The sequence below is a fragment of the Streptomyces sp. NPDC007189 genome (assembly GCF_040703635.1).
GTDB lineage: Bacteria > Actinomycetota > Actinomycetes > Streptomycetales > Streptomycetaceae > Streptomyces.
On sequence record NZ_JBEYEY010000003.1, the window covers coordinates 543,072 to 556,868 of the forward strand.

A 13,797-nucleotide genomic window follows, 5' to 3' on the forward strand; every position below is an offset into this window, starting at 1 on the left:
AGAGTGGAGGGGTACCTCCACTTTACCAGTGCGGAGGCGGCGCCGCCCTGGCCGGACGCGCCCGGCGGCCCTCGCACCCCTCGCCCATCCCCAGCGCTCCCTTCCGGAGAGGCTCCCTCATGCCCCGCAAGTCCACCCGCCTCACCTTCGCCGTCCTCGCGACCGGTGCGGGCGTGTTCTCCATGCTGCAGTCGCTGATCGCGCCGGCCCTGCCGACCGTCCAGCACGCCCTGCACACCTCCCAGGCCGGCGCGACCTGGGTGATGACGGCGTATCTGCTGTCCGCCTCGGTCTTCACCCCGATCCTCGGCCGGGTCGGCGACCTCGCCGGCCGCAAACGCACGCTCGTCGGCGTCCTGCTCGCCGTCCTCGCCGGCTGCCTCGTCGCCGCGCTCGCGCCGAACATCGGCGTCCTCGTCCTCGCCCGGATCGTGCAGGGCGTCGGCGGCGCCCTGTTCCCGCTGTCCTTCGGCATCATCCGCGACGAGTTCGCGCCGGCCGAGGTCAGCGGCAGCATCAGCAACCTCTCCGCGGTGATCGCCGCGGGCGGCGGCGTCGGCATGGTGGCCGCCGGGCCGATCGTCTCGGCGCTCGACTACCGCTGGCTCTTCTGGATCCCCGTGGTCATCGTCGCCGCGACGGTCCTGATCGCCGTGGCCTGCGTCCCCGAGTCCCCCAAGAGGGCCGAGGGGAAGGTGGGCTGGATGGGCGCCGGGCTGCTCTCCGCCTGGCTGGTGGCCCTGCTGCTGCCGCTGAGCCAGGCCGGGCAGTGGGGCTGGGGCTCGCCGAAGGTGCTCGGCCTGTTCGCCGCCGCCGTCGTGCTGTTCGCCGCGTGGCTCACGGCCGAGACCCGCTCCCGCACCCCGCTGATCGACCTGCGCGTGATGCGGCTGCCCGCCGTGTGGACCACCAACGCCGCCGCCCTGCTCTTCGGCGCGGGCATGTACGCGATCTGGTCCTTCCTGCCGGGCTTCGTCCAGACGCCGTCCACGGCCGGCTACGGCTTCGGCGCGAGCGTGACCGCCTCCGGCCTGCTCATGCTGCCGATGCTGCTGGCGATGTTCCTCTCCGGCGTGCTGTCGGGCCGGCTGGAGCCCCGCGTGGGCGCCAAGGCGCTCCTCACCACCGGCGCCGCACTCGGCGCGCTGGCCTGTGGGTTCCTCACCCTCTGGCACGACGCCCAGTGGCAGATCGCCGTCGTCGCCGGCCTGTTCGGCCTCGGTATCGGACTGGCCTTCGCCTCCATGGCCAACCTCGTCGTCGGCAGCGTCCCGCCCGAGCAGACCGGCGCCGCGACCGGCATGAACGCCAACATCCGCACCATCGGCGGCTCCATCGGCGCCGCGGTCACCAGCGTCCTGGTCACCGGCCGCCTCCAGCCCTCCGGCCTGCCCTACGCCTCCGGCTACACCCACGGCTGGGCCCTGCTCGCCCTCCTCTGCCTGGCCGCGGCCGGCGCCGCCCTCCTCGTCCCGGCCCGCCGCCCCGCCCGTACGACGCACTCCGCCACCCCAGGGGCGGCACGGGAACCCGCACAGGTGCGATAAGGTTGACCTGCGTGATCACGCGGGACGCCCCGCGTGGGAGCGCGACGGGACGTGGCGCAGCTTGGTAGCGCACTTGACTGGGGGTCAAGGGGTCGCAGGTTCAAATCCTGTCGTCCCGACGTACGAAGAAGCGGACGGGCGGCCGCTCCGGAGGCATCCGGTGCGGCCGCCCGTCCGCGTGTGAGGGTGCTCAGCCGGCCGCGCCCGCCGGGGTCGTGGTCGTGGTGAAGCCCTCCTTCTTGTTGGCCTTGAGGGCGAAGTCGTTGGTGAACGTGGTGCCCAGGTCGACCTTCGAGGTCGCGTGGCCCACCAGCTCCTCCGTGGCCAGGACGTTCTTCGGGCCGCCGGCCGGCATGATGCCGTCCGGGAGGAACTGCCCCTTGTCCTGGGTCAGCGCCGAGATGTAGTCGGCCTTTGTCACCAGCTGGTTCTGCACGAACGACTGCGGCAGCTTGCCGGCGATGTCGGCCGCGCTGTGCTTGTCGATCCAGTGCATGGTGGCCACCAGCGCGTCGACCACCCTCTGCACCGCGTCCTTGTGCGCGTTCACCCAGTCGGTACGGGCGATGACACCCGCGGCCGGCCAGGCGCCGCCGGTCGCCGCCTTGGCGCCGGAGGTGGTGGCGACGTCGACCGCCGAGTAGCCGACGCCCTTCTTCTCGATCGCGGCGACCGTCGGCTGCGTCGTCATCACGCAGGCCACCTTGCCGTTCTGCAGCGCGGCGATGGCGGTGGAGCCCGCGCCGACGCCGATCCGGTGGAAGTCGCTGGTCTTGACGCCCTTCTTGGCGGCCAGGAACTGGGTGAGGGTGTCGGTGCCCGAGCCGAGATCGGTGACGCCCAGCGTCTTGCCCTTGAAGTCCGCGGCCGAGTGCACCCCGCTCTTGGCGCCGCACATCTCCCGCTCGCCCGGCGCGCCGGACAGCTGGACGACGTCCTCCACCGCCTTGCCCTTCACCTGGAAGTCGATCGTGTGGTTGTACCAGGCGCCCGCCATGTCCACCTGCCCCGACGCCATCGCGTCCTCGGCGCCGGTGCCGCCGTCCTGCTCGGTGCTCAGGACGACGTTGACGCCGTACTTCTTGTAGAAGCCGAGATTCTGGGCGAGCTGGTACGGCAGGTAGATCTGCTTGTCGATGCCGCCGACCATCAGCCGGACGGTCGGCGTGCCGCCGGAGCCGCCCGAAGCGGAGGCGGCGGAGCCGCTGCCGGAGCAGGCGGTGGCCGCGCCGAGGGCGAGCACGGTCACGAGGGACGCGGTGAGGGTTCTCTTGGACATGGCGGCTCGATTCATCTCGTGGGACTCAGGTGAAGGGGGAGGGGGATCAGAGGGAGTTGGCCTCGGTGGGGGCCGGCGGGCGCCAGGAGAGCAGCCGGTGCTCGAGCTTGCCGATCAGCCACTCGGCGCCGAGCACGATCACCGCGATGACGAGCATCGTGGCGAACACCCCGTTGGGGTCGAAGTTGTTCTGCGCGGTCTTGATGACGAGGCCGAGGCCGCTCTGCGCGCCGAGCACCTCGCCGACGAGCGCGCCGACGATGGCGAAGCCGAACGCGCTGTGCAGGCTGGCGATGATCCAGGTCAGCGCGGACGGCACGATGACGTGCCGGATGATCTGCAGCTGCGAGGCGCCGAGCACCCGTGCGTTGGCCAGGATGTTGCGGTCGACCTCGCGCACGCCCTGGAAGGCGTTGAAGAAGACGATGAAGAACACCAGCACGGCGGCGAGCAGGATCTTCGGAGTGACGCCGATGCCGAAGGCGACGATGAAGATCGAACCGAGCACGATGCGCGGGATCGCGTTCACCATCTTGATGTAGGGGCCGAGGACGTCGGACAGATAGCGGCTCTGCCCGAGCGCGACACCGAACACGACCCCGGTGACCGCGCCGAGGGCGAAGCCGGCCAGGGCCTCCTGGATGGTGGTCCAGATGTTGGCGTAGAAGGACCCGAACTCGGTGCCGTTCTGGAAGAGGTCGACCAGCCGCCGGGCGATCCCGGACGGCTGCCCGAAGAAGAACGGGTCGACGACGCCCCAGGCGGTGAACGCCTGCCAGCCGCCGACGACGAAGGCGGCGAGGCCGATGCGGCCCGCCCACACCAGGGCGACCCGTCGTCGTGCGGCCCGTCTGGCGGCGGCCGCGGCCGAGGCCTGGCCGCCGTCGGCTACCGGGACGGCGGAAGCGGTGGACGTCGTGCTCATGCCTTTCCTCCTGCGGTGCGTGCGTAGGCGCGCTCCACCTCTTCGCGCAGCGTGTCCCAGATCTGGTGCTGGAGTTCGATGAAGCGGGGCTGGTAGCGGATCTCCTGCACCGAGCCGCGCGGCCGCGGCAGGTCGATGTCGAAGACGGCCTTGACCGATCCGGGGCTGGACGTCATGACCACCACCCGGTCGGCGAGGGCCACGGCCTCGTCCAGGTCGTGGGTGATGAAGATGACCGAGGGACGGATCTGCTCCCACAGGTCCAGCAACTCGGTCGACATGATCGCCTTGGTCTGCACGTCCAGGGCGCCGAACGGCTCGTCCATGATCAGGATCTTGGGTTCGTTGATCAGCGCCGCGGCCATCGCCACGCGCTTGCGCATGCCGCCGGACAGCTGGTGCGGATAGCGGTCCTCGAACCCCGCCAGGCCCACCCGGCGCAGCCAGTCCCGCGCCGAGGCCTGCGCCTGCTGCTTGGGCACGCCGCGGAAGACCGGGCCCATCAGCACATTGCCGAGGACCGTCTTCCACGGCAGCAGCGCGTCCGCCTGGAACATGAAGCTGACGCCGTCGGTGATGCCGTCCACCGCACGGCCGCCGACCTTCACCGAGCCCTCGCTGGGCCGGTCGAGCCCGGAGACCATGCTCAGCGTGGTCGACTTGCCGCAGCCGGTGGGACCGACCACGGCGCAGAACTGGCCCGGCTCGACGGTGAACGAGACGCCTTGGAGCGCCGTGAACACCTCACCGGCAGGGGTCAGGAATCGCTTGGTGAGCCCGGAGATCTCGATGCGCGCGTCCCCGCGCTCTGCTGCACCGGCGATCGGGCTCTTCGCGACGTCGTTGCGCGAAGCCATGTGAGGCCGTCTCCTTCCACACCTCGTGGGGTCGAGGAAGGCAGACGCTAGAGGTCACCCGGTGTTACGTCGCTGTTTCCCAGGTATCTCGCGAAACCCGCGTTAGCCGGGGTTCTGCTCATTCTGCTCAGTGGAACGGGGGTGGGCACGGTTTCGGCCATCAGGCACAATCACGCCACCACGGGTCCGGTGCAGGGCCGGCCCGGCACCACGCGCGACAGAGACGAAGAGGCACCTGTGACACCCATCCGTCAGTGGATCGGGCGCGGCGGGAGGAGGAGACTCTCCGCGCGGATCCTCGCCAGCCAGCTCGCCATCCTGGCGCTCACGGGCGCCATCGGATTCGTCCTGTTCGCCTTCGCGCAGCGCTCCGCGCTCGACCGCACCTACGAGGAGCGGGCCGTGGCCATCGCCCAGACCGCCGCCGCCGACCCGCAGATCCGGCGGGCCATGGAATACGGCGACGAAGGCGACACGGTGCAGCGGGCCGCCGAGCGGATCCGCCGGGCGTCCGGCGCGTCGTACGTGGTGGTGATCGACCTGCACGGCGTCCGCCACTCGCACCCCATGCCCCAGCTGGTCGGCTCGCCCGTGGCCGAGCCGCTGGTGGCGCTGGACGGCCGGCCGCACGTCGGCACCGACCAGGGCGCGACCGGACGCTCCGCCAACGGCAAGGCCCCGCTGTACGGGCCGACGCACAAGCTGGTCGGCGAGGTATCGGTGGGCATCCCGGAACGGCATGTGCTCAGCGAGCTGTGGCGCGAGCTGCCCACCTTCGGGCTGTACGCCGCGATCGCCACCGCACTGGGCGCCGCGGCCGCGTACCTGCTGGCCAGGCGGCTGAAGCGGACCACGTTCGGGCTGGAGCTGGAGGAGATCGCCGGACTGCTGCAGGACCGCGAGGCGATGCTGCACGGCATCCGAGAGGGCGTGGTCGCCTTCGACCCCGACGGCCGGATCACCGTGGTGAACGACGAGGCCCGCCGCCTGCTCGGCCTCGGCACCGCGCTCGGCCGCACCGTCGAGGAGGTGCTGCCCGACGGCCGGCTGCGCCGCGCCCTGGACGGCACCCTTGCCGGCGCCGACGTCAGCGTCCTGACCGACGAGCACTGCCTCGTCGTCAACCGGATGCCGGTGACCCTGCACGGCCGGGAACTCGGCGCCGTCGTCACCGTGCGGGACCGCACCGAGCTGGTCGGGCTGCTGCGCGAACTGGACTCCGTGCGGGGCCTGACCGACGCGCTGCGCGCCCAGCAGCACGAGTTCACCAACCGCATGCACACCCTGGCCGGCCTGCTCGACATCGGGGAGTACGACGACGCCTACGAGTTCGCCGTCGGCGCGGCCGGCGCCGGGCAGGCCCTGTCCGAGTCCGTGCGCAAGCGGATCGGGAACTCCCTGATGGTCGGACTGATCGTGGCCAAGACCACGGTCGCCGCCGAACGCGGGGTCCGGATCGAGCTGACCGGCGACTCGGCCCTCGGCCAGGACCCGCCGCACCTGCACCGGTTGCTGACCATCGTCGGCAACCTGCTGGACAACGCGGTCGACGCGGCCGGCGAGGGGCCGCGCCCGGCTGGCGGCCGCGAGGTGCGGCTCACGCTGAGCGAGACCTCGGGCGAGGTGCGGGTGCGGGTCGCGGACACCGGTCCGGGCGTCCCGCCGGACGCGGTGGAGTCGATCTTCGAGGACGGCTGGTCCACCCGGCCGGACCGGGGCACCGCCCGGCGCGGTCTGGGACTGGCCCTGGTCCACCGGCTGGTGCAGCGCCACGGCGGCGCCGTCACGGTCAGCGAGGGACCCGGCGCGGTCTTCACCGTCGTACTGCCCCAGGCGGAGGCGGCCACCGCACCGCGGGAGGCACTGTTCACCACGGCGTTGCCGGTGGGAGGCGAGCGCTGATGATCCGGACGCTGGTCGTGGACGACGACTTCCGGGTGAGCCACATCCACAGCGAGTACGTGAGCCGTGTCGCGGGCTTCCACGTGGTCGGCGAGGCGGCGACCGTCGCCGAGGCGCTGGAGGCGGTCCGGACCCTGCGCCCCGACCTGCTGCTGCTCGACGTCTTCCTGCCGGACGGCAACGGGCTCGACGTGCTCCGCCGGCTGTCGGGGGACGAGGGCGGAGCCCGCCCCGACGTCCTGATGATCACGGCGGACCGGGACATCGAGTCGGTGCGCGGCGCCATGAAGCTCGGCGCCGTGGGCTACCTGGTCAAGCCGTTCGGCTCGCCCGACCTGTGCGAGCGGCTCACCGCCTACCGCGAGCTCCAGCACCGTGTGGAGGTGCTCGGCCCGGCCGCCGAGACCCAGCAGGCCGACGTGGACGCGCTGTTCAGCGCCGCCCGGCCGCCCGCCGTTCCGCGGGTGCCGGCCAAGGGGCACTCGGCGCCCACCCTGACGCTGGTCCACCAGGCGCTGCGCGCCGCGCCGGGACCGGTGTCGGCGGCCGAGGCGGCCGAACTCACCGGAGTCTCCCGCGCCACGGCCCAGCGCTACCTGTCCTACCTCGTCAAGGAGGGCATGGTCCGCCTGGAACTGCGCTACGGCGCGACCGGGCGCCCGGAGCACCTGTACCGGATCGTCTCGTGACCCGGCGCCGGGGCCCCGCCCCCGGCGGGGCGGACGCACGGCCGGCGGCTCACGGCGTGTCCGTCTCCACGAGCCTGCGCTGCCGGCGTGCCGCCATCACCGCGTAGACCAGGATGCCGACGAACAGGAACAGCACCCCCTGGTACACCGCCGCATAGCCGGCGCCCGCCATCAGCCAGACCGAGAACACAGCCGCGATCACGGTGACCACCGAGTCGCGCACCAGCCGCCCGCGGTCCACCGACCTGCCGGAGACCAGGTGGAAGAGCTGCGCCGCCGTCGCCAGCAGGTACGGCACGGTCGCGGTGAACGTGGTCACGAGGACCAGGACGTCGAACACCTTCGCCGAGCCCGACAGGTAGTTGTAGGCGGTGAGCACGGAGGACAGGACGACCGTGACGGCGACGCCGACCGTCGGCACGCCCCGGCGGCGGCGCGCGAAGGCCGCCGGGAACAGGCCGTCCTTGGCCGCCGCGTACGGGGTCTGGGCGCTCAGCAGGGTCCAGCCGTTGAGGCAGCCGGTCATGGACACGAGCGCCGCCAGCGCCACCGCCGTACCGCCCCAGCCGCCGCCGAACATGGTGTTCACCGCGTCGGAGAAGGGGGCCGTGGAGGCCACCAGCCGGTTGTGCGCGACCGTGCCGAAGACGGCCAGCGTGCCCAGCAGATAGACCAGCGCGGCGCCCGCGGTGCCGATCACGGTGGCCCGCCCCACGTTGCGGCGGGCGTCCCTGACCTCGCCCGCGCTCACGGCGGCCGACTCCACCCCGAGGTAGGAGAAGAGCAGCAGGGCGGCGGAGGCGGAGATCGCGCCGACTGCGCTGTGCCCGCCGGCATTGAACGGCCCGAGCCGGGACGGGTCGAAGAAGAACAGCCCGCCGACCGCGACGAGCAGCAGCGGCAGGAACTTCAGCACCGTCGACACCAGCTGGACCGCGCCCACGTACCGGGTGCCGGCGAAGTTGGCGAGGGCCGGCAGCCACTGCAGGGCCAGGGCGGCCAGGCACGCGGACCACTTGTGGTGGCCGACCGGGATCAGCACGTCCAGGTAGCCGACGGCGGCGACGGCGAGCGCCGCGTTCGACACCCAGGTGGTGATCCAGTACGCCCAGGCGGCGAGGAACCCGGCGAAGTCGCCGAAGGCCTCGCGGGCGTAGACATAGGGGCCGCCGGTACGGGGGTCGCGCGCGGCGAGCCGGCCGAAGACCAGGGCGAGCGCGATGGCGCCCACGGTCAGCACCCCGAAGGCGACCAGGCTGACCGTGCCGTACGGGGCGATGGAGGCGGGGAGCAGGAAGATGCCGCCGCCGATGATGTTGCCCATGACCAGCGCGGTGGCGACCGGCAGGCCGAAGCGGCGGGCATGCTTGCCGGGGTCGGTGTGGTGCGGGACCTCGACGACGGCCCTACGGGTCTCGGAGGTGGCCGGAGCCGGCTGCGGGGCGGTTCCGGTGACGTGCATGGGTGGTGCGCCTCTCATCGAACAGACGTCCCAGGATCGCCGGGACGCTGTCATGGTCCGGGACACCCCCGCCCACCGCAAAATCGCCGTCTCTTGTGCCGTCCGGGACGGCCGATCACGGAAAAAGTGCGCTGGTGCGGCCTTTGCGCCGCGAGATGTTCAGCGTGCCGGTTCTAGTCCTCGCCGTCGGCCCACAGGCTGCGCACATGGCCCAGATGCCGGGTCATGATCGCGTGGACGGCCCTCTCGTCCCGCTCCAGCAGGGCGTCGAGCAGTTCCAGGTGCTCCTCGGCCGAGGCGAGCAGCCGGCCGGCCTCCACCAGGGCCGTCAGGCCGTAGAGACGGGAGCGTTTGCGCAGGTCGGCGACCACCTCGACCAGGTGGGCGTTGCCCGCGAGGGCGAGCAGGCCGAGGTGGAAGCGGGTGTCGGCCTCGACGTAGGCGATCAGGTCGCCCGCCACCGCGGCGGTGACGATCTCGCGGGCCGCCGGGCGCAGCGCCTCCAGCGAGACCCGGTCGGCGGTGCGGGCCAGGGCGACCACCGTCGGGATCTCGATCAGGGCGCGGATGTGCGTGTACTCGTCCAGCTGCTTGTCGGAGACGGCGGTGACCCGGAAGCCCTTGTTCGGCACGGTGTCGACCAGGCCCTCCTTGGCCAGGTCCAGCATCGCCTCCCGCACCGGCGTCGCCGAGACGCCGAAACGGGCGGCGAGCGAGGGCGCGGAGTAGACCTCGCCCGGCCGCAGCTCGCCGGCGATCAGTGCGGCGCGCAGCGCGTCGGCGACCCGCTCGCGGTAGCTGCTGCGCCGGCCGCCCAGCCGGGGGAGGGCGGGCACCCGAGTGCCTTCCGTGTCCGGTGCCATGTCACGCATCACCCGGTGAGTCTAGAGCACGGTCTAGAGGACGAAACCTTCCGGGAAGGGGTCGGTGGGGTCGAGCAGGTACTGCGCGGTGCCGGTGATCCACGCGCGGCCCGTGAAGCTGGGCAGGACCGCCGGGAGCCCCGCGACCCGCGTCGTGCCGAGGAGCCGTCCGGTGAAGCGGGTGCCGATGAACGACTCGTTCACGAACTCGGTGTGCAACGGCAGTTCGCCGCGCGTGTGCAGCTGGGCCATGCGCGCGCTCGTGCCCGTGCCGCACGGGGAGCGGTCGAACCAGCCCGGGTGGATGACCATCGCATGCCGCGAGCGGCGGGCGGTGGCGCCGGGCGCGTAGAGGTGGACGTGGTGGCAGCCGCGGATGGACGGGTCCTCGGGATGCACCGGTTCCGCCTCGGAGTTGATCGCCGCCATCAGCGACAGACCGGCCGCCAGGATGTCGTCCTTGCGGGCCCGGTCGAAGGGCAGCCCGAACGCGTCCAGCGGCAGGATCGCGTAGAAGTTGCCGCCGTAGGCGAGGTCGTAGGTGACCGTGCGGCCGCCGGGCAGGGTGATCGTACGGTCCAGGGCGACGGCGAACGACGGCACGTTCCGCAGGGTGACATCGCGCGCGGCGCCGTTCTCCACCGCCACCTCGGCCACCACGAGCCCCGCCGGGGTGTCGAGCCGGATGGTGGTCACCGGCTCCACCACCTCCACCATGCCGGTCTCCACCAGCACGGTCGCCACCCCGATGGTGCCGTGCCCGCACATCGGCAGATAACCGGAGACCTCGATGTAGATGACGCCCCAGTCGCAGTCCGGGCGGGTCGGCGGCTGCAGGATCGCGCCGCTCATCGCGGAGTGGCCGCGCGGCTCGTTCATCAGCAGCCGCTTGATGGGGTCGCGGTGTTCACGGAAGTACAACCGCCGCTCGTTCATCGTCGCACCCGGCACGGTGCCGATCCCGCCGGTGATCACCCGGGTCGGCATGCCCTCGGTGTGCGAGTCGACGGCGTGCAGGACGAGCTTGCTGCGCATGTTCCGGCTCCCTCGTACGGGCGCGGGCCTATGCGAGGCCCGCGGCGACGGCCTTCTCGGTGGCGGCCCGGACCCGCGCCTCCTGCTCGGGCAGCAGCGGCACGCGCGGCGGGCGCACCGGGCCGCCGTACCGGCCGACGACGTCCATGGACAGCTTGATCGCCTGCACGAACTCCACCCGGGAGTCCCAGCGCAGCAGCGGGTGGAGCCGGCGGTACAGGGGGAGCGCGGTGGTGAGGTCCCGGGCCAGCGCGGCGCGGTACAGTCGCACCGAGGCCCCGGGCAGGGCGTTCGGGTAACCGGCCACCCAGCCCTTGGCACCGGCCACCGCCAGCTCCAGCAGGACGTCGTCCGCGCCGGCCAACAGGTCCAGTTCGGGGGCGAGTTCGGCGATCCGGTAGGCGCGCCGGACGTCACCGGAGAACTCCTTGACGCCGTGGATGTGCCCCTCGCCGTGCAGCCGGGCGAGGAGTTCGGGCACCAGGTCGACCTTGGTGTCGACCGGGTTGTTGTACGCCACCACGGGCAGGCCCGCGCGGGCGACCTCCGCGTAGTGGGCGAGGACGGAACGCTCGTCGGCGCGGTAGGCGTTGGGCGGCAGCAGCATCACCGACGCGCAGCCGGCCTCGCCCGCCTGCTCGGCCCAGCGCCGCGCCTCGGCCGCGCCGTACGCGGCGACGCCCGGCATCACGCGCTCCCCGCCGATCGCCGCGACGGCCGTCTCCACCACCCGGGCGCGCTCGGCGGGCGTCAGCACCTGGTACTCGCCGAGCGAGCCGTTCGGTACGACGCCGTCACAGCCTTCCGCGACCAGCCAGGCGCAGTGCTCGGCGTAGCGGTCGTAGTCGATGGAGAGGTCCTCGCGCAGGGGGAGGGCGGTGGCGACGAGAACGCCCCGCCAGGGGCGGCGCTGCGGGTGGGTCATCTGCGGTCCCCAATCGGGTGGTGTGTGACATGGTACTGAGTGGGGCGATCTGCGGACAGGCTTCGGGTCGGGGGAGTGCGGTCGGGGCGGTGGCCGAGCGGGGTTGGTGGGGTCGTCGAGCCCGGTCGGCAGGGGTGCGGAGTGCGGTCGGTGGGGTCGCGGGCGGAGGCGCCGGGCTGCGTCAGTCGTCAGCGAGGTCTGCGGGGTGCCGCGCGGTACGGGCCGGGCGGACGGCCGGTGTCGGTCGCGTGCGGTCGGTGGGGTCGCGGGTGAATGGCGGTCGGGTGGTCAGTCGTCCGGGAGGTCGGCGGGGTGCCGGGCGGATGGTCGGTGTTGGCCGCGTGCGGTGGGTCGGGTGTGGGTGGATGGCGGTGGGCTGGTCAGTGGGCGGGGATGCTGGGCGCGGGTGGGGCGGATGGTCGGTGTCGGTCGCGTGCGGGGGGTCGGGTTCCGGGTGGATGGCGGTGGGCTGGTCAGTGGGCGGGGATGCCGGGCGCGGGCGGGGCGGACGGCCGGTGTCGGTCGCGTGCGGTTGGTGGGGTCGCGGGTGAATGGCGGTCGGGTGGTCAGTCGTCCGGGAGGTCGGCGAGGATGCCGAGGGGTACCGGGCGGGCGAACGGTCGGCGTCCGGGGTTTGGTGGGCAGCCGGTCAGGCCGGCCACCGCGGGGGTGCACATCCGGCCCTGGCACCAGCCCATCCCGGCCCGCGTGAGCAGCTTCACCGTGCGCAGATCACCCGCGCCGAGGGTGCCGGAGGCCGTGCGGACCTGGCCGGCGGTGACCTCCTCGCAGCGGCACACCACCGTGTCGTCCGTGATCCGGTCCGCCCAGCCCGGGGGAGGGGCGTACACCCTCTCCAGGGCCGCGAAGAACGCCCGCCCGCGGTCCCTCGCCCGTGCCGCCGCCGCCCAGGAGCGCGGGTCGGGGGCGGTGCCGTGCAGGCGGGCGGCGATCGAGCGGCCCGCGATGTGCCCCTCGGCGAGGGCGAGGCCCGCGCCGCCGATGCCGGTGGTCTCCCCGGCGGCCCAGACGCCGGGCACGTCGGTGCGCTGCTCGTCGTCGACGCGTACGGCCGTACCGGCCAGGGTGCAGCCGAGGGTCTCGGCGAGGTCGGTGTGCGGCAGCATGCCGTGGCCGACGGCGAGGGCGTCGCAGGGGATGCGGCGCGCGCTGCCGGGCCGGACCCGTCCGTCCCGGCCCAGCGCGGCGACGGCCACCGCCTCCAGCCGGCCGGCGCCGTGCGCCTCCAGCACGGTGTGCCGGGCCAGCGTGCGCACCCGGTACCGCAGCAACTGCCCCGCGTACCAGGCGGCTTCGGCGAGCTTGACGGGCTCCGCGGCGAGGGCCGGAGTACGGCGCGCCACGGCGCCGGGGCCGGCGGACTCGACCAGCGCCGCCACCCGGGCGCCCGCCGCGGCGAGCCCCGTGGCCACCGGCAGCAGCAGCGGTCCGGTGCCGGCCACCACGACCGTGCGGCCGGGCAGCACCAGGCCGCCCTTGAGCATGGCCTGCGCCCCGCCCGCGGTGACCACGCCGGGCAGCGTCCAGCCGGGGAAGGGCAGCACGCGTTCGTAGCCGCCGGTGGCGAGCAGCAGGGCGTCGGCGCGGACGGTGGCTCCCTCCTCCTGCGCGGGGCCGCGCAGGGCGTGCACCGCAAAAGAGCCCGGCTCTCGCGCGGAGGAGCCCGGCTTCCGTTCGGCACACCAGACGTGATGACCCGTCAGGTGGATGATCCGTCCGGCGGCGAGGTGCGCCTCCAGGCCGTCCCGCAGCCGTTCCCAGGTGCGCCACTGGTGGTGCAGGGCCTGGGGGCGGCGGGCGCCGAAGGCTCGGGCGGGCTGCCGGTAGAACTGGCCGCCCGCCTGCCCGTCCGCGTCGACGAGGGTGACCCGCACGCCCCGGGCGGCCGCCGCCAGCGCTGCCGCGAGCCCCGCCGGGCCCGCCCCGACGACGGCGAGATGCGCGCGCTCAGTCATCGTCCCGTCCCGTCCCCTCCTGCGTGCGGATCACATCGCCCGGCCGCACGGGCACCAGGCAAGCCCGTTGGTTCGCCCGGCCGTTGACCGTCACCAGGCAGTCGAAGCACACCCCGATACCGCAGAACACCCCGCGCGGCCGGCCGCCGCCGCGGGTGCTGCGCCAGGACGTCACGCCCGCCGCCCACAGCGCCGCCGCCACCGTCTGGCCGGGCAGGGCGGCCAGGGCACGGCCGTCGAAGGTGACGGTGAAGGCCGCGCCCGGCCGGGCCTCGGCCAACTCCAAAGGGCCGGCCGCGCGTTGCCGCCGCCGGGCACGAGCGGCCTGTCGCGCCCG

At 73.3% G+C, this 13,797-nt stretch carries 12 protein-coding genes and 1 tRNA gene; 4 read left to right on the forward strand and 9 right to left on the reverse strand.

Features of this window, described 5'->3' with window-relative positions:
• The first annotated feature begins 119 nt into the window (after positions 1-119).
• The gene (locus AB0950_RS08615) at positions 120-1,547 is read left to right on the forward strand and encodes an MFS transporter (RefSeq protein ID WP_360156618.1); all 1,428 of its coding nucleotides are present in this window, start codon (positions 120-122) and stop codon (positions 1,545-1,547) included.
• Positions 1,548-1,592: 45 nt separating this feature from the next.
• Positions 1,593-1,666, forward strand: a tRNA-Pro gene (locus tag AB0950_RS08620).
• A gap of 71 nt (positions 1,667-1,737) precedes the next feature.
• Here AB0950_RS08620 and AB0950_RS08625 read toward each other — a convergent pair.
• The 3 genes from AB0950_RS08625 to AB0950_RS08635 are packed head-to-tail and all read right to left on the reverse strand — an operon-like array spanning position 1,738 to position 4,608.
• Positions 1,738-2,826, reverse strand: coding sequence for an ABC transporter substrate-binding protein (locus tag AB0950_RS08625; RefSeq protein WP_360160604.1), 1,089 nt, complete (start codon positions 2,824-2,826; stop codon positions 1,738-1,740).
• Between the two features lie 46 nt (positions 2,827-2,872).
• Complete coding sequence (locus AB0950_RS08630; RefSeq protein ID WP_360574141.1) at positions 2,873-3,751, reverse strand: ABC transporter permease; 879 nt, start codon at positions 3,749-3,751, stop codon at positions 2,873-2,875.
• On the reverse strand, positions 3,748-4,608 hold the full coding sequence (locus AB0950_RS08635; RefSeq protein ID WP_360160602.1) for an ABC transporter ATP-binding protein: 861 nt from the start codon (positions 4,606-4,608) through the stop codon (positions 3,748-3,750). Before AB0950_RS08635 ends, AB0950_RS08630 begins: the two co-directional genes overlap by 4 nt.
• Positions 4,609-4,845: 237 nt before the next feature.
• Between AB0950_RS08635 and AB0950_RS08640 the strand changes: the two genes are divergently transcribed.
• Positions 4,846-6,510 (forward strand): sensor histidine kinase, encoded by a 1,665-nt coding sequence (locus tag AB0950_RS08640; protein WP_360160601.1) that lies wholly within the window; start codon positions 4,846-4,848, stop codon positions 6,508-6,510.
• A complete protein-coding gene (locus AB0950_RS08645) occupies positions 6,510-7,199 on the forward strand; it encodes a response regulator (protein WP_360160600.1) in 690 nt (229 codons plus the stop codon). Before AB0950_RS08640 ends, AB0950_RS08645 begins: the two co-directional genes overlap by 1 nt.
• Positions 7,200-7,248: 49 nt before the next feature.
• On the opposite strand, the gene AB0950_RS08650 is transcribed toward AB0950_RS08645, so the two are convergent.
• The 6 genes from AB0950_RS08650 to AB0950_RS08675 all read right to left on the reverse strand — a co-directional run bounded on the left by AB0950_RS08650 (position 7,249) and on the right by AB0950_RS08675 (position 13,746).
• Positions 7,249-8,661, reverse strand: coding sequence for an amino acid permease (locus AB0950_RS08650; protein ID WP_366778134.1), 1,413 nt, complete (start codon positions 8,659-8,661; stop codon positions 7,249-7,251).
• Between the two features lie 173 nt (positions 8,662-8,834).
• Complete coding sequence (locus AB0950_RS08655) at positions 8,835-9,533, reverse strand: GntR family transcriptional regulator (protein WP_360574332.1); 699 nt, start codon at positions 9,531-9,533, stop codon at positions 8,835-8,837.
• 24 nt (positions 9,534-9,557) lie between these two features.
• On the reverse strand, positions 9,558-10,559 hold the full coding sequence (locus AB0950_RS08660; protein ID WP_366778135.1) for a proline racemase family protein: 1,002 nt from the start codon (positions 10,557-10,559) through the stop codon (positions 9,558-9,560).
• Positions 10,560-10,587: 28 nt separating this feature from the next.
• Positions 10,588-11,484: a dihydrodipicolinate synthase family protein gene (locus tag AB0950_RS08665; RefSeq protein WP_366778136.1), complete on the reverse strand. Its 897-nt coding sequence runs from the start codon at positions 11,482-11,484 to the stop codon at positions 10,588-10,590.
• A gap of 566 nt (positions 11,485-12,050) precedes the next feature.
• Positions 12,051-13,460, reverse strand: coding sequence for an NAD(P)/FAD-dependent oxidoreductase (locus tag AB0950_RS08670; protein WP_366778137.1), 1,410 nt, complete (start codon positions 13,458-13,460; stop codon positions 12,051-12,053).
• Positions 13,453-13,746 carry a (2Fe-2S)-binding protein gene (locus AB0950_RS08675; protein WP_360160594.1) on the reverse strand — a complete coding sequence of 98 codons (294 nt, stop codon included), beginning with the start codon at positions 13,744-13,746 and terminating at the stop codon, positions 13,453-13,455. Before AB0950_RS08675 ends, AB0950_RS08670 begins: the two co-directional genes overlap by 8 nt.
• Positions 13,747-13,797: the final 51 nt, after the last annotated feature.

What these genes read in the sequence shown, in the direction of transcription:
- AB0950_RS08615 (WP_360156618.1), top strand. Translation starts at nt 120, where the DNA reads ATGCCCCGCAAGTCCACCCGCCTCACCTTCGCCGTCCTCGCGACCGGT.
- AB0950_RS08625 (WP_360160604.1), bottom strand. Translation starts at nt 2,826, where the DNA reads ATGTCCAAGAGAACCCTCACCGCGTCCCTCGTGACCGTGCTCGCCCTC.
- AB0950_RS08630 (WP_360574141.1), bottom strand. Translation starts at nt 3,751, where the DNA reads ATGAGCACGACGTCCACCGCTTCCGCCGTCCCGGTAGCCGACGGCGGC.
- AB0950_RS08635 (WP_360160602.1), bottom strand. Translation starts at nt 4,608, where the DNA reads ATGGCTTCGCGCAACGACGTCGCGAAGAGCCCGATCGCCGGTGCAGCA.
- AB0950_RS08645 (WP_360160600.1), top strand. Translation starts at nt 6,510, where the DNA reads ATGATCCGGACGCTGGTCGTGGACGACGACTTCCGGGTGAGCCACATC.
- AB0950_RS08650 (WP_366778134.1), bottom strand. Translation starts at nt 8,661, where the DNA reads ATGCACGTCACCGGAACCGCCCCGCAGCCGGCTCCGGCCACCTCCGAG.
- AB0950_RS08655 (WP_360574332.1), bottom strand. Translation starts at nt 9,533, where the DNA reads ATGCGTGACATGGCACCGGACACGGAAGGCACTCGGGTGCCCGCCCTC.
- AB0950_RS08660 (WP_366778135.1), bottom strand. Translation starts at nt 10,559, where the DNA reads ATGCGCAGCAAGCTCGTCCTGCACGCCGTCGACTCGCACACCGAGGGC.
- AB0950_RS08665 (WP_366778136.1), bottom strand. Translation starts at nt 11,484, where the DNA reads ATGACCCACCCGCAGCGCCGCCCCTGGCGGGGCGTTCTCGTCGCCACC.
- AB0950_RS08670 (WP_366778137.1), bottom strand. Translation starts at nt 13,460, where the DNA reads ATGACTGAGCGCGCGCATCTCGCCGTCGTCGGGGCGGGCCCGGCGGGG.